This is a genomic window from Paraburkholderia sp. RAU2J, assembly GCF_003634845.1.
GTDB classification, from domain to species: Bacteria; Pseudomonadota; Gammaproteobacteria; order Burkholderiales; family Burkholderiaceae; genus Paraburkholderia; species Paraburkholderia fynbosensis.
This window is the reverse complement of sequence record NZ_RBXG01000002.1, coordinates 2484436-2506168: the sequence shown is the minus strand read 5'-3', so window position 1 is coordinate 2506168 and position 21733 is coordinate 2484436. Positions and strand designations below refer to the sequence as shown.

Below are 21733 nucleotides of genomic sequence, written 5' to 3'. Positions count from 1 at the left end.
TTGAATCGATCATAAACGAGCAAAATGTAGCGTAAACGTGCAGCGTGTGCAACGCGTTTTGGAAAAGGCTGGAGAGTCTATTAGGAGCGGAGCCACTGCGCGAAGGTGGCTGCCAGGAGGAATGCGCCGCCTGGCACGGCAAGACCACGGATGCTGCCACGGCCCGAGCGGATCGAAGTATGCGTCGCTAAGGCGGCTAGTTCGTCTAGCCGCGCGCTTCGGCTAGACGCGGGTCAAACGCCGCGAAGTCCGACCAAAAAACATCCAGTCGAGCACCCACACCGCGACAAGCGTCGCGCCCATCAGCGGAAAAACGATGCCGAGCAGAACGAGGCCGGTTTTCCAGCCGCGCATCGGCGGCGCGCCGCGTTCGCGCGATGGCGCGCCGAGCGTGCGCTGCGGCCGCCGCTTCCACCACATCACGCAGCCCGTCACGGCCATTGCCGCGAGGCCGAGCGAAATCGCGGCGCAGAGAATCTGATTGGCGAGCCCGAAGTAGCGGCCCATATGCAGCGATGTCCCGTACGACACGGCCTTCGATACCGCGCCATAGTCGCTGTAACGAATGTCCTTCAGCACCGCGCCGCTGTATTGGTCGATGTACAGCGTGCGCTCGTTCTTCGGATCGTCGGGAAAGTACGAGACCGTGTACACGCCGGTCGCGGACGTCGGCAGCACGATGCTGTAGCCGGCGTTCACGCCGAGCGACGCGGCGATTTCGACGATGCGCCCGAGCGTTAGTGCTTGCGGCGCGTCGGCGTCCGCGCCGTCATGGGTGACGGCAGAGGACGGCACGCGCGTGTTGCCGACCGCCCAGGGAGTGAGCGGCAGAGGCAGGTCGTCCATCACCATGCCGGGCATCGAGTCCGCGCCGGACGAGTGGCCGCCGTGTTCGTCGTGTGCGTGTCGTGGGGAGTTAGCCTCGCCTCCCGCAGGCCTATTCATCGACGACGAGTCTGGCTCGCGCCGCGCGCCCGGCAGCGCGGAGCGCAACGGCAAGCCGCCCCACGCACCCGGTGGCGCGCCGAGATTCGCGGCTGTCGCGAGCGCCTTGAACTGCTGTCCCCACGAACCCGACCACGGCAGGCCCGTCAACACGAATGCGAGCGCGCCGAGCGCGAGCCAGAGGCCCATCACGGCATGCAGGTTCCTCCACAGTGCGCGCCCTTTGAGCGTGAAGCGCGGCAGCAGCGCCGCGCGTGCGGTGATTTTCTCGCGCGGCCACCAGAGCGCGACGCCGGTGCCGATCATCACCAGCGTCCAGCATGCGGCGAGCTCCATCAGCAGTTCGCCGGGTTTGCCGAGCAACAGCTTGCGATGCAGCATCCGGTCCACCTGCATGAAGCGCCGCTCGACGCTCAAGGTCCCCAGCACTTCGCCGTTGTACGGATTCAGGTAGACGCTCTCCTTGTTGCCGTCGGCGAGACGGAAGACGTACTCGGCGCTGCGTCGCGGATCGCTCGCCATGACGGCGGTCACCGCGCTCGAGCCAGGCGGCATTGCCACGCGGGCCTTCGCAAGTAGCGCGTTGTCGGGCAGCCGGGGCGTCGCCTGCGATTCGACGATCAACCGATGGCGATATAGCAGCGGCTCGATTTGCGGCTGGAAGCAATACAGCGTGCCGGTGATCGCGAGCACGACCAGAAACGGCATCACAAAGAGGCCGGCGTAGAAGTGCCAGCGCCAGAGTGTCCGGTAGCCGGGATTCGTGGCGCCGGTGGCGGGGCTGATGCGTTGAGCGGCGGTAGTGGTTGACATGCAATTCTCGTCAGGCATGAATGGGTCGGTCGGCTTGCGCTCGTGAGGCGCTCATATCGAGCGCCCGGAGGCGCCCGGAAGCGCTCAGATGCGCAACTTCGCTTCCACATAAAACGTGCGGCCCGGATACGGGTGATAAACGAAGTAGCGCGCGTCGAACAGGTTGTCGACGCCGATGCCGATCTCGCTCAGCTTCGTCGGCCTGAAGGTGAATTTCGCGTCCGCTACTGTGTACGAACTCGTGCCGCCGAAGACGTCCGGGTTCGTGTCGGTATTGGTCAGCGTGTTGTACTGACGTCCCGAGTAGCGCGCGGCGAGCGTGAGCGCGGCGCGTTCGTCGAAATGATAGGTCGCGGCGATATCCGCACGCCACAGCGGAATCCGGTAGAAGTACTTGCCGACCGTGGCCGGGTTCTGCGCGTTGGCAATGATCTTCGATTGCGTATAAGCGACGCTTGCCAGCAGATCCAGACCGCGCACCAGCACGTCCTGTCCCGAGTAGCTCGTTTCGACGCCGCGCGAACGAACCTTGCCGATGTTCTGGAAGTTCGTCACGTTGGGAATCACGGTCGTGTCGGTCTGACTGAAGATCGTGTTCTTCACGTCGTCCTGGAACAGCGAGAAGCGGAACACGCCGTTCCAGTGCGCCCATTCGGCGCTCAGTTCTTTCGACAGATCGTCTTCGGGTTTCAGGTTCGGATTGTTGTTGACGATCGACGAGCCGTTGATTTTCCCCTGGAACAATTCGCTGACGGTCGGAAAGCGGTAAGCGCGGCCAATCGATGCGCGCAAGGTCAGATCGTCGCTGACGTCGAACGACAACGACGCTTTCGGCGAAAAGTGACTCTGGCTCGCATCGCCAAACGCAACGGTCTTGCCGGGCAGCGACTGCGCGCCGTCATAGGCTTGCCAGTTTTCGTAGCGCACGCCGTAGACGAGCTTCCAGCGCGGCAGAAAACGCCAGGCGTCCTGCGCGTACAGCGCCTGGGTCTGCGTCTTGCCGACGAATGCGTTCGCAAACGACGTCGCGTCGCCGTCGCGCCAGTTCAACGTGTTGTAGCCCTGGTTGTCGAGGAAGTAATTGTCGTAGTGATAGCCGAAGCTCAGCGCGTGATTCAGAAGACCGGCCTGAGTCGTCACCGGCGTATACGTGCCGCGCAGATCGAGCGTTTTCCAGCCGGTGCCGTCACCGAAGATCACCGTGCCCGGACCGTTGCCCGGCGCGCCGGAATTCGCGGTGCGCGCGACGCTGTTGCTGATGTCGTAGTACGAAGCAATCGCCTCGCCGTTCCAGCCGGTAGCGTTGCGCGTTTTGAGCGAGAGTCCGTACAGCCAGTTTTCGCTGTTTCCGCGGCTCGGCGCGAATGCGGCCTCGGGAATCGTGTAGCGGTAGCCGCCTATCGACACCGTGCCGCTGTAGACAGGGTTGCCATTTTCATCGCGCAGGAAGGTCGAGGTCTGGCTGTCGTAGGTCTGGTGCCAGTAGCCGAGCGTGAAGCCCGCTTGCAGCGTCGGCGTGAAGTCGTACTGCATCTTCAGCTTGAACTGGTCCTGCACCGTGTGTTCGATGCCTTCGCCGTTTACGCCGAGGACGGTGGTCGGCGCGTTGGTCTGGTTGTTGTAAAAGTACGCGCCGCTCACGGGCGTGTCGCCGGCTTTCGCGGGTGTGCTCGATTGCGCGAGCGTCGCGAACTGCAATGGCTGGCTGGTGTTCTCCAGGTGATTCACGCCGAGCAGATATGAGAACTGGCCGATCCGGTCGCCGATCGACGCGCTCATTTCGCTGCCGTTGAAATTGCGGTTCACACCGTACAGGCTGAAGTGCTGGGTGAATGCCTTGACGTCCGCGTTGGCTTCGAATTGCTTCGGCATGCGCGTGCTGATGAGCACCGTCGCACCGAGCGAGTTGCCCGGATATAGCGCTGAATACGGACCGTAGATCACGTCGACCTGCTGGATCTCGTCGGGATACACCATCGACCAGCGCGGCGCGAACGTGAAGCTGTTGCCGAGCAGGTTGGAGAGCAGCAGACCGTCCGCGTAGACGAGACCGCGCGCGCTTTGCGCGTTGCTCGTGCCGCGCACGGCGATCAGCGAATTCAGATCGCCGATGAAGCGCTTGCGCACGGCGAGATTCGGCATGTACTTCAGCACGTCTTCGGTGTTGACGACGTTCCAGTTGGCAAACTGCTCGCGCGTGACGGTTTCGACCGATGCCGGCACATTCGGATCGACGGCGCGCGGCGCGGCGGCCGAATTTGCATTGGCGCTGACGCTGACCGCGGGCAGCGTGGCCTCGGTGTTCGTGCTGTCGGCGGCGTGGGCTGACGACGATACCAGGGCCGGCACGAACGCCGACACGCAGGCTGGAATCAGCGCCGGCCAGTACGCGGGAAAACCCGCCGCGAAGAACGGCTGCGGCAACCGGCGAGACGGGACAACGCGTGGGACACCACGCGAGACGCCGCGCGCGTCACGGCGCGCGTCACGGCGCACGTCGCGGCGCACGCAAAGGGACAGGCTTCGCAGGGCGAAGTTGAACATGAACGTTTCCTTGATGCATTGAACAGACGATCGCGCGCACCCGCGACGGGCGCGACGAAGGCGCGATCAGGACTGGCAGTGATCAGGAAACGGCAGGTGGAGCTCGAGGGCGTCCCGAGGGGAACGCGCCGAGTGGCGTGAAGCGGGTGGAGAGCGTGGGCGGCGCGGTGCCGGCCAACGCGAGGGTGGCGAGGGGCTCGACAGCGGCGACCGTCGGCATCGCGACATGATGTTGGAGCAGATGACAGTAGCCGCACGCGCCGAAGGCGTCGTCGTGGCTCAGATGCACCGGCGCGGGGGCGGTGTGGGCGGCCTGTGCAACCAGGCCGGCCTCGCTCGCGCCGGACGGCTGGAGCGCCGAACAGAGCGCGGCAATCGGCTCGTGCGCCCGGTCCGACATCAGCATCTGACTCACGAGCGGCGCGAACACGACGAGCCACATGGCGAACAGGCCAAGCCAGGCGGTCGTGCGGTTGCGGGATCGTAGCGTCATGATGATCGGGATGAAGGCGGGCGATTCTAACATTGCCGCGCGATCCTTTCTCGCGTGATGCCGGTTATAGCGGCGGAATAGACGGCAAAAAGCCGCTCATTTCGGCGCGCCGGAGCCGCGACGGATCACTTAAGCTGCCGGTTGCACGCAACGCCGCGCGTCTGGCCGGCGCCGTGCCGCTTGCCTTTCTTCTTCGCTTATGACGCCCACGCAGACGCTCGCTTTACCGATCGCCGACATCAATCAGCAGGCCGTCACGTTATGTTCGGCCGGACAGTTCGCCGCGGCCCTGGCGATGGTGACGCCGCTGCTGGACGACAGGACGCTGCCGGACGACACACGCGCCGATGCGCTGAACATCGCGGGCGCCTGTTCGTTTGCGTTGCGCAACGTGGCCGATGCGGAACGCCATTGGCGCGAGTGCCTGCGCGTCAAGCCCACCTACGCCGAGGTGTACGGCAGTCTCGGCGCGCTGTTCAGATCGCTTGGACGCCTGTCCGCCGCCAAGGCGATGTATCGTCAACTGGTGGCGCTGCAACCGCATCGCGCCGACGCTCATCATCATCTCGGCGCCGTGCTGTACGGGCTCGGTTACAAGGAGGCGGCGGAAGTGTCGTATCGTCACGCGCTGACCCTGCGCCCCGATTATGCGGAGGCTCACTACAACCGGGGCATCGTGCTGCGCGATCTGCGCCGCCCGCAAGAAGCCGAAGCGGCTTATCGCGAGGCGCTGATCGGTCTGCACGATTACGCGGAGGTGTACAACAACCTCGGCAGCGTGCTGGTGGAACTCGGCCGCCACGAGGAAGCCGACGCGGCGTATCGTCAGGCACTCAGCATCCGGCCACAGTATCCGGAGGCGCTCAACAACCTGGGCGGCGTGTTGAAGGCGGCGCGCCGGTTCGTCGAAGCGGAGTTGGCCTGCCGGCTCGCGCTGACTATCCGGCCGGACTATGCGCAGGCGCACCTGAACCTCGGCGCGGTGCTGGTGGACCTCGGGCGTTTGCCCGAAGCCGAGGCCACCTACCGCGAAGCGATTGCCTGCCGCCCCGACTACGCCGAGGCGCACTACAACCTCGGCATCGCGCTGTTCAGGCAGGAGCGTCTCGTCGATGCCGAGCAGGCCTACCGCGACGCGATTCGCTGGCAGCCCGGCATCGCGCACGCGCATAACAACCTGGGCTGTGTGCTCCGTTTGCTCGACCGCTTCCCGGAGGCAATCGAAGCCTTTCATCGGACGCTCGAAATCTGCCCCGACCTGGCCGAAGCGCATTTCAACCTCGCCAGTGCGTTGACGCAATCCGGGCAGCTGCACGAGGCCGAACGCGGCTACCGCGAGGCGCTTGCCCTACGACACGACTATGCGGACGCCCGCTTCGGTCTGGCCGCGCTGCTGCTCGGCCTGGGCCGCTTCGACGAAGGCTGGCAACTGTACGAGAGCCGCTACGGGCAGCCGTCGTTCGTGCATCACCAGACTCGCGCCTTGCTCGCATGCCCGCAGTGGCAGGGGGACAGGCTCTCCGGTAAGTCCCTGCTCGTTTGGCAGGAAGACGGCCTCGGCGACATGCTGCAGTTCAGCCGCTATTTCGCATTACTTAAAGCGCAAGGAGCCACGCATATCACGTTTGCGTGCGCGCCGGCGTTGCATCGGCTGATGGCTCGCGTCGACGGCGTGGACGCCGTGCTCGATCATGTCGCCGCGATGGCGCGCGTGTCGAGCTACGACTGCTGGACGAGTCTCCTGAGCGCACCGTGCTATCTGCGCACGACCCTCGATACGATTCCGCGTGCCGTGCAACTGCCGGTCGACCCCGCGCTCGTCGAACAATGGCGGCCGATGCTCGATGCGCTGGCGCCGTGCCGCAAGATCGGTCTGGTCTGGAAGGGCAACGCGAAACACCATAACGACGCGAATCGCTCCATTCCCTCATTGGCGACGCTTGCGCCGCTCTGGCGCGTGCCGGGCCTGAGCTTCGTAAGTCTGCAAAAAGGGCAGGGCGAGGACGAAGCGCGCGATCCGCCAGACGGTCAGCCGTTGCTCGATCTCGGCGCGAAGGTGACGGATTTCGCCGATAGCGCCGCCATCGTCGCGCAACTCGATCTGGTCATTTGCGTGGATACGTCCATCGCGCATCTGGCTGCGTCGCTGGGCAAACCCTGCTGGGTGCTCCTGCCGGAGCGGGACCCCGACTGGCGCTGGATGCACGAACGCGACGATTCGCCGTGGTATCCCCACGCGTTGCGGCTGTTTCGCCGCGCGCCGGGCGAGGGGTGGTCCGCGTCGGTCGAGCGGGTCAGGCAGGCGTGCGCCGAGCGTTTCGGCGCGGCGCCGCCTCACGCGCATCAGCTTGACACGAGCGTCATCGAGAAGCCGTCCCATCCTTTCGAGCCGACGGTCTGAATCGCGGTCGAGTCGAGGCGCGGATTCGTCGCGAGCAGTCTGAAGAATTCGTGCAGACCGATGACGTCGGGGTCGGTGCTCGCCGCATCGGCAATGCGGCCCCCGCGTATCACGTTGTCGCCGACGATCAGTGTGCCGGGCCGGCTCAGTTGCACCGACAGGCGTAGATAGTCGGGATAGCTCTTCTTGTCGGCGTCGAGAAAGATCATGTCGAACGGTTCGACGCCATCCGTGACGAACTTGTCGAGCGTCTGCGCGGCCGCGCCGATCACGATCGAGACAACGCCCGACAAACCGGCTCGCTGGACGTTGGCGCGCGCCACCTCGGCGTTCCCGGGATTCGCTTCGAGCGAGATGAGCCGGCCGTCCGGCGGCAGTGCTCTGGCGAGCCAGATCGTGCTGTAAGCGCCTAACGTGCCGACTTCGAGAATTCGCCGCGCGCCGCGCAACTTCGCGAGCAGATGCAGTAGCTTGCCCTGATTGGGCGCCACGTTGATCGACGGCAGCCCCGCCGCTGCGCTCGCCTCCAGCGCGGCATCGAGCGTGGCGTCCTGCGGCAGCAACCGGCTCGTCAGATAGTTATCCATCGCATTCCACTGTTCCTGATTCATCGTCTCCCCCTGGTCATGTGCCGATATGGAATAAGGTACGTTGTAGCAGAAAAGCGCGCGGTGCATTGTTGGGCAGCGCCGGCTCGTATGTAAGCCGGGACACTTCGGTTCCATCGTGTGTCGAGATACGCAGCACACAGGTCTCGCTATTAGCGATAAACAGATGCGATGACCTCGCGCACTGCTTTACATGGTTTCAAAACGCTTGTGAATCCTACAATGGGGGCTGATGCGCAGACACAGGAAGGAGGGGACATGCCACACCACGCAATTCCATGCACGACCCGTTGGCGCTTCGATCACGCAATCCGTGCCACGTCTTTCGTATGGAAAGCACGGCGATGAGCGGCTTGACACGCATCGATACAGTGGCTTTCGTCGGCTTCGGCGAGGCGGGTGGAATACTCGGCGCGGCGCTGGCCGCGAAAGGCGTACAGGTGTCGATGTTCGATCTGCGGAACGATCAGCTTCGCGACAAGGCACAGGCCGCGGGCGTCCGTGTCGCCGGGACGTTGCAAAGCGCGCTCGCTGGCGCACAATTGGTTATATCGGCGGTGACGGCGCAAGCCGACCTCGACGTGGCGCAAGCGCTCGCGCGCTGCCTCGAAGCCGGGCAGATCTGCCTCGACATCAACTCGGTTTCGCCAAACACCAAGCAACATGCGCAGGCGTGCATCGAGGGCGCCGGCGCGCACTACGTCGAAGCAGCCGTGATGGCGCCCGTGCCGCCTTATGGCCTCGCCGTGCCGATGCTGTTGGGCGGCGCCGCTGCGGCGGATGTCGCGCCGCTGCTCAATGCATTGGGCTTCAATGCGAGCGCGGTATCGGAGAAGATCGGCGTGGCGTCGGCGGCGAAGATGTGCCGCAGCGTGATGATCAAGGGTATCGAAGCGTTGACCGTGGAGTGTCTGCGCGCCGCGCGGCATTACGGGGCGGAGTCGATCGTGCTGGCCTCGCTCGCGCAAACCTTCGGCAAGATGCGCGACGACGCGGACGTGCCCGGCTACTTGGTGAGCCGCGTCGCCGAACATGGCCGCCGGCGCGCGGCGGAAATGCGCGAAGTCTCGCAGACGCTGCAGGAGGCGGGCATCACGCCGTTCATGAGCGACGCGTGCGCGCATCTTCAGGACAGCATCGTGGATGCGATGCAGGCGGGCGGCATCGACTATGACGCGCTGCCTGCGCCATTCGACTGGCGCGCGTTCTTTGACGGCTTGCCGGACTCCAAGTAGCAAAAGGCCCTGAAAACAGCGGCTAATTCGCGCCGATGCTGATCGTGCGCGTGACGTCGACCACCGAGAGCCGGATCGCATCGATCAACGCGCGCGCCGCCGGCGACGGCGTGCCGGCCGCGCGCACGGTCAGGCCGATGTCGCGCCGCGTGTTGTGAAGGTGCACGTCGAGCACTACCAGCTGCCCCGACTGCACCTCGTGATGCAACTGCTGCGCCGACAGCGCGGCCGCCATGTCCGTGCCGAGCAGCAGGCCGCGTATTACCGCCAGGTCGGCGGTTTCGACCGTGGGCAACGGCGGCTTCACCTTCATCCGCTTGAATTGCGCCTCGAACAGCGCGCGCGCCGGCGAGTGGCTGCGCGGCAGGATCCATTGCACGTCGCGCAGGCCCATGACGGTCAGGCCTTGCTCAAGCGTCAGCGGATGATCGCGGCGCACCAGTACCACCATGTTTTCCGACATCAGGCGCTCGTTCTTCAGGCCGCTCGACGCGTCGTTGTCGCGCAGCGCGCCGAGAATGAAGTCGATGTCGCCCGCGCGCAGACCGGCCACCAGCGTCTCGTACGAGCTTTCGTCGGTGACGACGCGCACGCCGGGATTCTGCGAGGTCATCCGCGCGATTGCTTTGGGCAGGATCAGCGTGCGCCCGAGCGGCAATGCGCCTACCGTCACCGAGCCTTGAATCCTGCCGTGCAATGCCGCGATATCGTCGGGCACGTGCCGCAGTTCGTTCAATGCTCGACGCACGTGCAGCAGAAACGTTTCGCCTTCGGCGGTGAGCAGGATGCCGCGCGGGCTTCGATGAAACAGACTCATGCCCGAGCCGCTCTCCAGCACGCGAATCGCGGTGCTCACCGCGGGTTGGCTGATGCCGAAGGTCTTCGCCGCGCTCGGCATATGCCGATGCCGCGCAAGCGCCGTGAACAGCTGCAGCCGCCGTGTGTTGAGCAGATACGCCGGCAACGCGCCTTGCGCCGCGGGACGGCGGCGCGCCTGACGCGCGGCGCACCACTCCGCGAGCTCTTCCAGTTCCGCGAAAATCCGCTCGCAACGATGCAGCACGGCGCGGCCGACGGGCGTGGGCAGCATGCCCGACGGGCCGCGGTCGAAGAGCGGCTCGCCGAGCGCCGATTCCAGTTCCTGCACCGAACGCGTCACCGCCGACTGTGCGCGAAACAGCGCCGCGGCCGCGCGCGTCGCGCTGCCCATTTCGGCGACGAGCCGGAACGCGCGCAGTTGCGCGAGGTTGAGCAGGTCTTTGCTGTTCAAGGACGACGGCGTTTTGGCCGGCGCCGCGTCGCTGGCCATAGACGTGTTGTCGCTCATCACGCGGCCCCCTCGATCAGATGCAACGACGGCAGCGACAGATTCAGGCTTTCCTTCGAGATGTGGGTGTGCTCTTTCATCGGCGCATCGACGCGCGCGCCTTCGCCCTTCTTCAGCGCATCCACGATCGCATGATGCTGGCGATGCGCGTACATCAGCATCATGAACTGTCGCTCGCGCGCGGCTTCGTCGAAGGCGATCGTGAAGGTTGCCTGCTGGGTCGTCTCGTTCATTGTTGTCTGCTCGTCAGAAGCCAGAAGCCAGAAGGCAGAAGCACGGAAGTATAGCTATGCGCTCCGCGCCGCACCACGCCTGTAAAACGGCTTGCGACTTCTTTTCAGGGTCATCTGTTCTGTTTATCGCGCGTGGACGGATGGGCGCGGAGGCCAGACCCCGCGAAACCGGCTTGGGATACCGACAAAGCCATGCGCCGCGTGACTTGGAGCGTCGCGCCGTCGTTCGTCGAGCACCGGCGGGCCGCGTTTTACCCCATTACCCTATCGCTGAGTGAGGTTTACCCGCACTTCTTGTCAGAGGGCACAATTCCTATCTTTGTATCCCAAGATGGTCGTGCTGGCTACTTCCCCGGTCGCGCGAACCTATCCGATTGGCAGGCGGCACGAAGCAACGGAAGACAACGAATATGGCAAGGATCATTGGCGGTATCGGCACCTCGCACGTGCCCACTATCGGGTTGGCGTACGACAAGGGCAAGCAGAACGAGCCCGCGTGGGCGCCGCTCTTCAAGGGCTACGAGCCGGTGGCGAAATGGCTCGCGGATCGCAAGCCCGACGTGATGGTGATGTTCTACAACGATCACGCCAACAGCTTCTTCTTCGATTGCTACCCGACCTTCGCGCTGGGCGTGTCGGCGAATCACGAATTCGCGGACGAAGGCGCGGGCAAGCGTCCGCTGCCGGACATCGCGGGCCATCCCGATCTGGCGATCCACATCGCCGAGCAGATGGTCGCCGACGAGTTCGATCTGACGATCTTCCAGGACCGTCCGCTCGACCACGGCTGCAATTCGCCGCTCTCGCTGATGCTGCCGCATGACGGCGGCTGGCCGATGTCGCTCGTGCCGCTCGAAGTCAACGTGCTGCAGTATCCGCTGCCCACCGCGAACCGCTGCTACCGGCTCGGCCAGGCGCTGCGCCGCGCGATCGAATCGTTCGATCAGGATCTCGATGTCGTGGTGGTCGGCACGGGCGGGCTATCGCACCAGGTGCACGGCGAGCGCAGCGGCTTTAACAACACCGAGTGGGACATGGAATTTCTCGACCTGATCGTCAAAGACCCACAACGTCTCGCCGCGATGAAGCACGTCGATTACGTGCGCCTTGGCGGCGCGGAAAGCGTCGAAACGATCATGTGGCTCGCGATGCGTGGCGCGCTCGGGCCGAAAGTCCGCGAATTGCACCGCAACTACTATCTAGCGACCAGCACCGCGATGGCCGTGACGATCTATGAAGACGAGGTGGCGCAATGAACCCGCAACTGATCGGCGTCGAAGAACTGACCGGCACGTATCCGTTCGATATTCGCCAGAGCATCAAGGCGATGCGCCTGAACCGCTTCTTCTGGCAGATGCGCGAAGCGCCGGCCCGCACGCTGTGGCTGGAAAACCGCAGCGCCGCCTATGACGCGGCGAAACTCACGGCCGAAGAGCGCACGCTGGTCGACAACACCGACTGGATCGGCCTGATTCGTTACGGCGTGTGCTTCTTCGTGCTCGAAAAATTCGCACGCGTGGTGAAGATCACGAACCTCGGCATGTACGCGAGCATGCGAGGCGAAACACTCGAAGCGTTTCTGAAGACGCGCAAGGTGCCTGACGCGGTATAAGGCGCCGGATTCTGCCGGGCCGCACCGGCAGGCATTCACTTCTCGACATTAGAAGACCCCGGATTCGACAGAAATCCGGGGCGGGAAAGTATTTTCTCGGAGACACGCATGAGCTTCGCTGATTCAGCCGGTAGCACGGCGTTTGCCGACGCGCGCCATAGGCCGAGTTCGTCCTCATTGCGTGCGCATTCATTCGCGCATTTGCCGCAACGACCATTCCACGCGTTGCGCCGCGCAGTCTAACCGGCTTTGAAACCTGAACCCATGCGCGGCAGCGTCACGCGATGCCGCGTGGGGTGCAGATTCGACGACCACGAACGGCGGCGCGCAGATTAGCGTTTCCGCACTGACCAACGGCTATCAGACCGCGCAGGCGCAACAGCGCTTTGCAGTAGGCGGCGGCTACACGTTCAATAACGCGTGGGATATCACGGCAACCTATTCGAACGTGCAGTACATTCCGGGCGCGGGTTCGAAATTTGCTCGATAGCCCGGGCTTTTTTTTGCACGGCCGTTTTCGCATCGGTTATTACATCCGAGGTAATTGCTGCGCTGCTCAGCCGCATCTAATCTTCGGTGGTCGCGCGGTTCATTCCGGATCGCGCTCATCATCGAGGACAGATCATGTCGACGTTCCAGATTCATACCATCGAATCCGCGCCGGAATCATCCAAACCGGTATTGCGTCAGCTTCAGCAGAACTTTGGCTTCATCCCCAATATCGCGGGGGCGATGGCCGGGTCGCCCGTTTTGATCGATGCCTTCTTCGGTCTGTTCCAGAAGGTTCATGCAGGCACGTTCAATGAAGCGCAAATCCAGACCTTGCTGTTGACGAATGCAGTGACCAACGCGTGTTCATGGGCGGTAGCGTTTCACACCGCGCTGGCGCTGAACGAGGGACTTGCACCCGCCGATGTCGATGCGATTCGCGCCGGTCGTGCGCCTGCGGATCGCCGGCATGCAGCGCTTTCCATGCTGACGAAGACCTCGATCGAGAAGCGGGGTCATCTCGACGAGCGAGACGTGAGCGCGTTTCTCGAAGCCGGTTTCCGCCACGATCAGGTGCTCGAAGTGCTGGCCGTCGCCGCGGCGTCGACGATCACGAATTACGTCGGCAACATCGCACAGCCGCCGTTGGAGAAGCAGTTTCACGGGCACGTTTGGAAGCGCGCCTGAGTTTCTTTCATACGAAGTCCGATAAGCCGAAGCGAGTATGCTGACCGCTCGGTTCGGTGAGCCCGCGTGGCTCGCCGGTCGCCAGACTTTGCGTGCATCCAGACTTGCGGACAGACAGCGATGAATCCTGCGAACCCAACAAAGAAAGCCCCACCGAACGACCTCGGCGCGTTGTTGCGTCACTGGCGAGATATGCGCGGCATCAGTCAACTGGACCTGTCGTTCAATGCCGGGGTCTCGCAGCGTCATATCAGCTTTATCGAAAGCGGACGCAGCGTGCCGAGCCGTCAGATGTTGATGGATATCGCGCAGGCACTCGACATCCCCCTGCGCGAACGCAACACGCTACTGCTGGCTGCAGGCTACGCGCCGATGTACGCCGACCCCGCGTGGAACGCGCAGGAAATGCAGAGTGTCACGAAAGCGCTCGGAAGGATGTTGCGCCAGCACGAACCGTTTCCCGCGCTGGTCATGGACCGCTACTGGAATGTGCTGATGACCAACGAGTCCGCGCCGCGATTTTTCAATTGCTTCATCGATATGACGGCGCGCAAGGGACCGCGCAATATGCTGCATTTGATGTTCGATCCCGATGGATTGCGCCCGTTTGTCGCCGATTGGAAAAGTGTTGCGGATAGTTTAATTCAGCGGGTTTATCGGGAGGCGGTGGGGCGGGTGATTGACGAGCGCACGCGCGAGTTGGTTGCGGCGTTGCGCGCGTATCCGGATGTGTCGAAGGGGGAGAGTGCCGATTCTCAGGCCGGCGCCGCTGCTGCGATGCCGGTGATACCCATTGGCTTCGTCAAGGACGGCCATGTGCTGAGGTATTTCTCGATGGTCGCGAGTGTCGGCACGCCGCAAACCGTTGCGGCGCAGGAACTGCGTATCGAATGCATGTTTCCCGCGGATGACAAAACTGAAGCGCGTCACCTCGAAATGCTCGACGCGCTGCCGCTGCGTGATTGAGGCGTTGTGTCGACTGGTTCGGGGCGGACGCTGCGGGTGAATCAATGCCGCACCGGCGCGCGGTGTCGTGTCGTATCCGCTCTGACGATCGTTGCGCTTCTCGTCGAAACGCGTTTGCGTGGCGTCGCCTTTTCCGTTGTTGTAGGGCCTGGCGGGTCTTGCGTCGCGACGTTTGCCGAATCTGCCAGCAGACGGGCGGCCTGGTTAGCCGTGATGCGGCTGTGCGCGACGCCCTTTGCGTCGAGTGCGATCACCTGGAACAGCTCGCGGTCGCATGCAAGCTCCTGTTGGTATTGCTCACCGGTCTGGACCAGCAGTTCGAGCATCGTTCGCTGCCGATGACGTTCATCATTCGTGATCGCGGGACTTCTGCAGAGTGAGGCCGCGAGTGAGATGAGCGTGTCCAGGTTGTTCATCTGGCGGTCGCATAGCTCGAAGGCGGAGAGGGCGAGTTTTTCGTATTGGAGAGCGTCGACCGGGGGGCGGGGTGCGGGTTGTTTCGTGGGTTTGGTCATGGTGCGTCTCCCTGAGATGGGTGAATCGCCCGACACTCGCCTGGTTACGTGGGTGAGCGGGCTGTGCGGCTACGATCGCAGGCTTCCAACCTGACCGTCGGGGGTTTTCCGAAGGCCAGGTGATTATATGTGAGGAAAAGAGAGCATTTTTTATGGGATAAGGTTGGTTGACGAAGTTGAACCTGCAATTCAATCCGGTCGAGAAAAGGAGTAGCAGGAAAAATTGCGTAGCCTGTCACTCGCCCTTAGCCAAGGTTGATATTCGATCTAACTGCGGACAGTTGAATGGTTTTTTTTCGAGGGCGCGTGTGAATGCCGAAAGCTGAACGAAAAGAAGAAATCACGTGACGGTCATGTCCCGTCTATAAGGTCTGCGGCACGGTAAGAGGCGACAGCTTCGTCGCCGCCGTCAATGGAGACTAAAGACATGGCACGTGTTCTTTTCCCTGCATCGGCAACGCTGAAGGCGCTCGCCGCTGCGGCGATCATCGGCCTCGCTTCGGCGCGCGCGCAAGCCGACGTACCCGATCCCACCACGCAGATCACGCAAAGCGGCTACTCGCCGGTGTACGTCGGCGTCGATGCGGAAACCGCGACCGTGCCGTCGAATCCCGCGTCGGCCGGCGGCAAGCCCACCGTGAGCCGCGCGTACGTGATGCGCGTCGATCTGCGCGCGCCGGGCGTGAGCGTCGAGACCACCGGGCATAGCGGCCCGCTGATGACGACGTCGGAGACGATTTCCCAGTTTGCCGCGCGCACCGACGTGCGGCTCGCGATCAACGCGAACTTCTTCGCGCCATGCTGCGCGACAACGCCGGAGCCAAAGACGATCATCGGCCTGCTGGTATCGCACGGTCAGATCGTGAGTCCGCTGACCAGCGATCCGACGCAAAGCGAAGCGGTGCTCGCGATTACGCGGCAAGGTCGCGCGTATATCGCCAATGCGCCGCAGATTTCGGCGCAGGATCTGAAGCTGATCGATACGGCGGTCGCCGGCTCGGCGATTCTGCTGAAAAACGGTCAGGATGTCAGCGCCCAAAGCCCGAATGAAGGTGATCCGCTCAATCCGAATCCACGCACACTGGTCGGCCTGTCGCAGCAAGGGCGTTTTCTCTACTTCGTCGTGATCGACGGGCGCCTCGCGGGTTATTCGACGGGCACGACCAACGCGCAATCGGCTCAACTCATGAAGGCGATCGGCGCGGACGATGCGATCAATCTCGACGGCGGCGGCTCGACCGAACTGGTGCGCGCCGATCAGATCGGCGTGCCGTTCATCGTCGATACACCGAGCGGCGGTGCGGAACGGCTCGACGCGTCGGCGATCGGCGTGCATGCGTTAAAACTGCCGGAATTGCCTGGGTCGCCGTTTTAAAGCAGTTAATGTCTGCGGCAGTGCCAGTTGCTTTAAAAAACCAGGCGCTCATACGTCTGGTTTTTTTCTGAATTCACGACAGACCGAGGTCCGGAATCACTCCGCCTCGAGCAGTTCCTTTAGCCTGTTCAGATCGCGCATAACCCATTGCGCGTCGGCGGCGAATTTATCGTCGCTCATCCCCGGCACGCGGAACAGCGTGAGCATCACTTCGCTGCCCGTGCCGTTCGCGATCACGCGCATCGGCACGTAAATCTCGCTGCCGTCGGGCAACTCCACGTAGTGATCGAGCACGCCGTATGCGTTGGGTTCGGTGAAACGGATCTTCACCGGGCCGTTCTCGCCTTCGAATCGCCACACAGCGCCTTCATTGCCGAGAGGCTTGCCGAGACCGGACGCCCAGCGCGCGAACGCGGCGGGCGGCGCCGTGAAGTCATACACGTCCTGCGGGCTGCGCTGGATCGATATGCTGATCATTTTCGATTCGGTCGTTTGCATCGCGCTGTCTCCGGGTTTGCCTCAAGCATTCGCATGAGTGCCGTGTTGATGGATGATGCAGCCTTCACCTCCGGCGATTGAATGCTGACGAGTGTGTTCGAGGCGCAGGCGTCATCAATGATAGATCGTCATGGACGACTGCAGATTAGTCAGGACTCCACGCTTGAGCCGGAACCAGCCTTGCGAGCTTTGCATCACGACTTCATCGTTTTGCCAAAACACGCGCTTGACCGTCATGCGCTTGCCCGAACGCTCTACGATCGGCGGATTGTGGCGGAAGTCGTACAGCACCGGGCCGGAATCGGTCTGCACGAGCGTGCGCTTGACGGTGTCGTTCGCATCGCTGCTGTCATCGAAATGCGTGAGCGTGTTCGCGCCGAAGCGATCGAAGATCTGGTTGTCGAGCATCCCGACGAAATCGCGGTCGGCGCGCACGAACTGCAGTTTGCCCGATGGCGTGACGAGCGGTCCGGCGTCGCTGCTTTGCGCGTAAACGGAAGTCGCGAAAGAGGTGGCTGCGAGCGCAGCGATGAACAGTCGTTTCATATCTTCCAGCGGGTTAGGTGGCGCGTCGATCGCGCCAGGCACGTTTGCGGTGGCGTGGATCGTACAGCACGGAATGTAGTGTTGCCATCATGCATGGGTCCTTCAGCGGGGCTTGTCGTCCTCGGGCGACGACGTCTTTCTGAACAGGCGGGCGCCGGAGAGGATCAGCAGCGCGATGGTCAGGCTACATTTTGCCGAGCCTCATGCCACCAGCCATTCATGGTCGTCTCCCTGAACTCGCTTTTCGCGTAACCAGCGCGACTTTAACGTAATGAAGGCCCGTGACGGCGACGCCGCTGCGTTTTCGTGCCGCGTATCGCGTGGGACGGCTCGCAATAGTCTGCGCTACGCGGGCGTTGCCGTTCAAGCCCGGCGCTGGCCTGTCCGATGCTCTGATAGTCCGTTACTGACCGGCCGCGGCTCACAACAACGAGAGGCCGGATGAATGCATCGGCCCGTCGGCGAGGAGCCTGGACGGTCGGGGTTCATCCGAAGGTCTATCGGTTGGACGAAGAAAGACCCGGTCAGTAGCGCCGCACCTGCGATTAGACCGTTGGCGACAATCATTCGCCGGATGGCTTGCCAAGTGGGCAATGGACCGCGCACGGCTGAATACCCAGTGTCGATCATTGCATTTGGGCCCGCGCATCTGGAGTAATGAATGAGTATGTGCGGTATGCGACGAACGGAGTGACGTATTGCCAATGAACCATGCGCCAAACAGTAGCCTCCGCAGCCTCAAATTGGTTCGCTTCTGCACGCGTTATGTGCACGTGAAATTTTTTGAAGATGATTCGAAAATATTATATTTCCAAAAATTTCTTAGGAGCTTTATTCGATGGCATATAGCGTATTCTGTGGCCGTCGTGCGCAAGCGCGATGACTGGTGCCCGGGGCTGTGTGTCATTCATGCCGGCGCCGTGCCTCCGCGCAAGTCCTGGGCGCGTCATGAACAATAAGTGCACAGAGGTTTCTCTGTCGCTCTGGAAAGCAAGTGAGGTGAAGGCGGGTTCGCACGGATTACTACGGGTCTGATCATCGACAGCGGTCGGCGGGCTCCGTCAGGACGCGTCGGACCTTAACCGTCGTGAACATCCATTGCCTTTTTAACGCGATCTAAAGCCAATAAAAAAGTACTCGGCCAGCGCCTCGAAAAACGCGTCGCTCGCCAAAGCCATAACGTTTTAGTTTTCGATAAGCCTCTTCGTTGCTGTACCGGAAGAGCGGGTGCAGGCGGCTGGCTCACAACCGTTGCGACGCGCTTCTAAAGCATGAGTTACGACGCCCGACCGTCGCCCAACGACGGCGCTTCATTACGCACGCACGCACGCACGCCGGTATGACGATCAACACGTACACGTCACGTTACGAAGCCCCGCTTCTTACCATCGTTGTAGCGGCCTACAACGTCGAAGGCTACATTGAAGAGGCGCTCGCGTCGGTACTTAGGCAACCCTATGGGGATGCAATCCGGCTCGTCGTAGTCGACGATGGCTCCACCGACGACACCTACGCCGCGGTGCAGGCTGCCATGAAGCGCGATGGGCGCAAGCACGTGGAATTGATCCGGCAAGACAACGCGGGCGTGAGTGCTGCGCGCAACAGAGGCCTGGCAGCGGTCACCACCCCGTACGTCGGATTCCTGGATGGCGATGATATTTATCTCGACGGATTCTCAGCTGCGGTTATTCCGCAGTTAGCCGATCTTGCGTGGGACATCGTCGAGTACAACGTGACTATTATTGACGACGATGGACGGCGACTGGAAGACATCGAGATCGTTGCGGCCGGTAGTGAGGGTGGTAAGCGCATGGACGACGCCGGGCGCAGACAGTTCGTCGATCTCTTCCACACATTCGTATGGGCGCGCGTGTTCCGGACGTCGTTATTCGACATTGCGTCGTTCCCCGTGGCGAGGCATTACGAAGACATGGCAGTCATGCCGTCGATCTACATGCGAGCGCGTAGCGTGTTTCGCATTAGCTCGCCGCTGCTCGGCTATCGACGCCGCTTTGGCAGCATCACGCAACAGGCGTCGTTACGCGACATCAAAGATCTGCGCACCAACGGACTTGAAGCGCTCGCGCAATGTGGCCACAGCGAGGCCGCCGACTTCTGGCTTCGCGTGTTCAACAATAATTTCGAGCGTGCGTGCCATGTGGGCGCCCGCGTAGATCGCGGCTCCTTTCGCGAAGCCTTGGAGGTTCTCTTTGCGATGGCTGCCGATCGTCGCAAGGCCTGTTCTGATCCAGGGCGGGCGACTCCACGGTACGTCGCGGAGCTCGGCCGATTGCACCTTAAAGTCGGCATGGACAGATTGGTCCATTTGCTCAAACGTATAGTGAAGAAGGCGTTGCGGCGCAGGCTCGACCGCCAGGCTCGACCGCGCCGCCACTCGATCAATTAGAGGCTGGCGGCTGGCGTGCGGCGTGGGGTCCGGCTGGGTGTAAGCCACTGCTCGATCAGATCACGTCCCCGTCGTGTTAGTCACCGCCGCGGCTCGCATCTAATAGCCATTGTTGTCCGGTCCAGGCGGCAACTGGCCGAAGATCTCCTCACGCTCAACGGGCGAGGGCAGGATCGATCTCGTTGTGTGTCAGGCCGAATCTCGCCATGCGAGCAAGGTGGTTTGACGAGCCCAGATATGACCGTAGCTGTTTGTTTACCGCATTGAGCAAATCGCCGCTTCTTCTATTGAACGAGAATGCGCCGAGCGGAAGGCTCTGCTGCCGCCCTCTCGTTCCCGTCTCGTGCTCCACCGCCTCAAGGACCGAGTCGCCGATGCGATTCGCCAGTATGCGATTTCCCAGTGCGGTGCTCGCGTACGCATCGATCGCCCCCGAGCGTACTGCCGCGATTGCGTCGCCCTGGTGCTCGAAGACGGATATTTGATCCTCGATGACGCCTGCTTCTCTGGCCGCGTCGTGCTGAACCTGACCGGCAATGATGCCAAGGCGAGCATCGCGGCGTTCGGCAAGTGATGCATAGCTTTTAAGCGATTTCGGGTTTCCGGCCCGTACGAGGAAGCCGTCTCCGATCGCCCATACGGGCACGCTGAACGCCACCCGAGCCGCACGTTCGGGCGTCACGAAGAGCGGAACGTTCATATCCCACCGGCCGGCCTCGACGCCCGGCAGCAGTTCACTGAACGTCGTCAGATGATGCTCGATCCGGGTGACCCCGATCTCCCGAAGAACCGCTTCGGCCAGGTCAATGTCAGCACCGGTAGCAGTACGATTCGCGTTCGTCCAACCGAACGGTGGTTCGTCGATATAGGCAATCGTTACCTTCATCGCTGTGTCTCAAGAAGGGAGGCGGCCTTCGAAATTTTCCGAGCCGATTGTCGATGATTCTACGTGCATGCACGGATATCGCGATTTTATTGCCGTGCTTTGCTTCCTGAGTCGTGGCACCGTGGCCTTGATTCGGCTGGTAGATGGCCGCTCCAGGCAGATCATCTGTAGAAAAGTGAAGGCCGAGCCGGCTGCGGTAGAACCTCATTCACTCGCCGGCGATTGGATATAGCTCAGACGCCACGCGCGGCGCTTAGCAATTCTCCCCACTCGTAGTCGACGCGATCCGGGGTGAAAGGCAATACACCGGCGCCCGGCGTGAAGGTCAATTCGCCGAAGTAGAGTCGATTGTCAAAGGCATAAAGGTCGACGCGGACGTATTCGAAATCGCTCGCCAGTGTCGCAGCCGCTTTCAGAAGCGCATTGAGGTTCGATGGTCGCGCTAACCCGTGATCGCTGCGCTTGTACGGCCCAATTGCGATTTCCATGCGGTTCCAACTGGCATCGTACACATCTCCGCGTGTGTTGCTACCAAACCGGTCGCTAATGACAAGGATATACATCACCGGTTTTCGGAGGTTTCCCGAGAAACAATGGATTTTGAAGTCGGCCGGAATGTTTCCGTCGCGATCGAGCAGCAGGGTCTCGAAGAGAATGCGTGGTTTGATCTCGCGGTAGTGCCGCTCCCGATCTATCCAATAGAAATCTGTGGCGAGCCATTTTTCCTCAAGTTGCTTTAATTCTTCAAATGAAGTTGCGGATTTGTCTCTGACTATTTTGACGAAACTGCTGCCATGATTTGCCTTCATGACAAACTGATCCGGCAGGCTATCGTAGACTTCCCGGCAAAAATCGGCGGGTGCCGCAATCAATGGAACGACATGTTGGCTGCCCAGTTTCCTTTCGACGTACGCACGTGTGGCGAGTTTGTCGCTCAGTATCGCGTAGCGTGGATCGGGTCGCAGATTGCGCTGAAGTATCTGCTCATTGAACGTGACGGGATTTCGCAGTCGAGGGAAGCGCCCAATGCACTTCTTGTGCAGCAAGCGAAGGAACAGGGCATCGGGCAAAAGTGATTTCCCGGCTTCCTTGAATCTGCGGGTCAGGCTCTGCGGTTCGCATTGATGCGAATGCTCGCCGGGCAGAGCGTGAT

Annotated in this window: 18 protein-coding genes and 2 pseudogenes; 9 read left to right on the top strand and 11 right to left on the bottom strand. The window is 62.1% G+C overall.

Annotated features, from left to right (window positions below; translation table 11 throughout):
• Window positions 1–222: 222 nt before the first annotated feature.
• The 3 genes from B0G69_RS28740 to B0G69_RS28730 form a co-directional block, all read right to left on the bottom strand.
• The gene (locus B0G69_RS28740; RefSeq protein ID WP_121323221.1) at window positions 223–1758 is read right to left on the bottom strand and encodes a PepSY domain-containing protein; all 1536 of its coding nucleotides are present in this window, start codon (window positions 1756–1758) and stop codon (window positions 223–225) included.
• An 84-nt stretch (window positions 1759–1842) separates the two neighbouring features.
• The gene (locus B0G69_RS28735; RefSeq protein ID WP_121323219.1) at window positions 1843–4302 is read right to left on the bottom strand and encodes a TonB-dependent receptor; all 2460 of its coding nucleotides are present in this window, start codon (window positions 4300–4302) and stop codon (window positions 1843–1845) included.
• 82 nt (window positions 4303–4384) lie between these two features.
• Entirely contained in the window at window positions 4385–4795 is a 411-nt protein-coding gene (locus B0G69_RS28730) for a DUF2946 domain-containing protein (protein WP_121323935.1), read from the bottom strand.
• A 199-nt stretch (window positions 4796–4994) separates the two neighbouring features.
• Between B0G69_RS28730 and B0G69_RS28725 the strand changes: the two genes are divergently transcribed.
• Window positions 4995–7196, top strand: a complete 2202-nt coding sequence (locus tag B0G69_RS28725; protein WP_121323217.1) for a tetratricopeptide repeat protein — start codon at window positions 4995–4997, stop codon at window positions 7194–7196.
• Here the strand turns inward: B0G69_RS28725 and B0G69_RS28720 are convergent.
• The gene (locus tag B0G69_RS28720) at window positions 7139–7807 is read right to left on the bottom strand and encodes an O-methyltransferase (protein ID WP_121323215.1); all 669 of its coding nucleotides are present in this window, start codon (window positions 7805–7807) and stop codon (window positions 7139–7141) included. The two genes, B0G69_RS28725 and B0G69_RS28720, sit on opposite strands and share 58 nt — an antisense overlap.
• 341 nt (window positions 7808–8148) lie before the next feature.
• Here B0G69_RS28720 and B0G69_RS28715 point away from each other — a divergent pair, with 341 nt between their 5' ends.
• Window positions 8149–9039, top strand: coding sequence for a DUF1932 domain-containing protein (locus B0G69_RS28715; RefSeq protein WP_121323934.1), 891 nt, complete (start codon window positions 8149–8151; stop codon window positions 9037–9039).
• Window positions 9040–9061: 22 nt separating this feature from the next.
• Here the strand turns inward: B0G69_RS28715 and B0G69_RS28710 are convergent, their stop codons facing one another.
• On the bottom strand, window positions 9062–10366 hold the full coding sequence (locus B0G69_RS28710; RefSeq protein ID WP_199731364.1) for a LysR family transcriptional regulator: 1305 nt from the start codon (window positions 10364–10366) through the stop codon (window positions 9062–9064).
• Window positions 10366–10572, bottom strand: a pseudogene (locus B0G69_RS28705) (GntR family transcriptional regulator); the annotation flags it as partial. The pseudogene B0G69_RS28705 and the gene B0G69_RS28710, both read right to left, overlap by 1 nt.
• A 437-nt stretch (window positions 10573–11009) precedes the next feature.
• Between B0G69_RS28705 and B0G69_RS28700 the strand changes: the two are divergent.
• The 5 genes and pseudogenes from B0G69_RS28700 to B0G69_RS28680 all read left to right on the top strand — a co-directional run bounded on the left by B0G69_RS28700 (window position 11010) and on the right by B0G69_RS28680 (window position 14353).
• Entirely contained in the window at window positions 11010–11855 is an 846-nt protein-coding gene (locus B0G69_RS28700) for a gallate dioxygenase (protein WP_121323213.1), read from the top strand.
• The gene (locus tag B0G69_RS28695) at window positions 11852–12211 is read left to right on the top strand and encodes a protocatechuate 3,4-dioxygenase (RefSeq protein WP_121323211.1); all 360 of its coding nucleotides are present in this window, start codon (window positions 11852–11854) and stop codon (window positions 12209–12211) included. The genes B0G69_RS28700 and B0G69_RS28695 overlap by 4 nt, the downstream gene beginning before the upstream one ends.
• Before the next feature lie 289 nt (window positions 12212–12500).
• Window positions 12501–12692 (top strand): annotated as a pseudogene (locus tag B0G69_RS42180) (porin); the annotation flags it as partial.
• Window positions 12693–12835: 143 nt separating this feature from the next.
• Window positions 12836–13387, top strand: a complete 552-nt coding sequence (locus tag B0G69_RS28685) for a carboxymuconolactone decarboxylase family protein (RefSeq protein WP_121323209.1) — start codon at window positions 12836–12838, stop codon at window positions 13385–13387.
• A 120-nt stretch (window positions 13388–13507) separates the two neighbouring features.
• Window positions 13508–14353 carry a helix-turn-helix transcriptional regulator gene (locus tag B0G69_RS28680; protein WP_121323208.1) on the top strand — a complete coding sequence of 282 codons (846 nt, stop codon included), beginning with the start codon at window positions 13508–13510 and terminating at the stop codon, window positions 14351–14353.
• A gap of 41 nt (window positions 14354–14394) precedes the next feature.
• Here the strand turns inward: B0G69_RS28680 and B0G69_RS28675 are convergent, their stop codons facing one another.
• The gene (locus B0G69_RS28675) at window positions 14395–14868 is read right to left on the bottom strand and encodes a hypothetical protein (protein WP_121323206.1); all 474 of its coding nucleotides are present in this window, start codon (window positions 14866–14868) and stop codon (window positions 14395–14397) included.
• Between the two features lie 427 nt (window positions 14869–15295).
• Here B0G69_RS28675 and B0G69_RS28670 point away from each other — a divergent pair, with 427 nt between their 5' ends.
• On the top strand, window positions 15296–16243 hold the full coding sequence (locus tag B0G69_RS28670; RefSeq protein WP_158608991.1) for a phosphodiester glycosidase family protein: 948 nt from the start codon (window positions 15296–15298) through the stop codon (window positions 16241–16243).
• Window positions 16244–16339: 96 nt separating this feature from the next.
• On the opposite strand, the gene B0G69_RS28665 is transcribed toward B0G69_RS28670, so the two are convergent.
• Both B0G69_RS28665 and B0G69_RS28660 read right to left on the bottom strand, forming a co-directional pair.
• On the bottom strand, window positions 16340–16741 hold the full coding sequence (locus B0G69_RS28665; protein ID WP_121323202.1) for an SRPBCC family protein: 402 nt from the start codon (window positions 16739–16741) through the stop codon (window positions 16340–16342).
• 114 nt (window positions 16742–16855) lie between these two features.
• A complete protein-coding gene (locus B0G69_RS28660; RefSeq protein WP_121323200.1) occupies window positions 16856–17287 on the bottom strand; it encodes a hypothetical protein in 432 nt (143 codons plus the stop codon).
• Window positions 17288–18626: 1339 nt separating this feature from the next.
• Between B0G69_RS28660 and B0G69_RS28655 the strand changes: the two genes are divergently transcribed.
• The gene (locus B0G69_RS28655) at window positions 18627–19694 is read left to right on the top strand and encodes a glycosyltransferase family 2 protein (protein ID WP_121323198.1); all 1068 of its coding nucleotides are present in this window, start codon (window positions 18627–18629) and stop codon (window positions 19692–19694) included.
• Between the two features lie 154 nt (window positions 19695–19848).
• Here the strand turns inward: B0G69_RS28655 and B0G69_RS28650 are convergent, their stop codons facing one another.
• Window positions 19849–20580: a transporter substrate-binding domain-containing protein gene (locus B0G69_RS28650; RefSeq protein WP_121323196.1), complete on the bottom strand. Its 732-nt coding sequence runs from the start codon at window positions 20578–20580 to the stop codon at window positions 19849–19851.
• A gap of 233 nt (window positions 20581–20813) precedes the next feature.
• Window positions 20814–21725: an ATP-grasp fold amidoligase family protein gene (locus B0G69_RS42175; protein ID WP_241991561.1), complete on the bottom strand. Its 912-nt coding sequence runs from the start codon at window positions 21723–21725 to the stop codon at window positions 20814–20816.
• Between the last annotated feature and the right edge of the window lie 8 nt (window positions 21726–21733).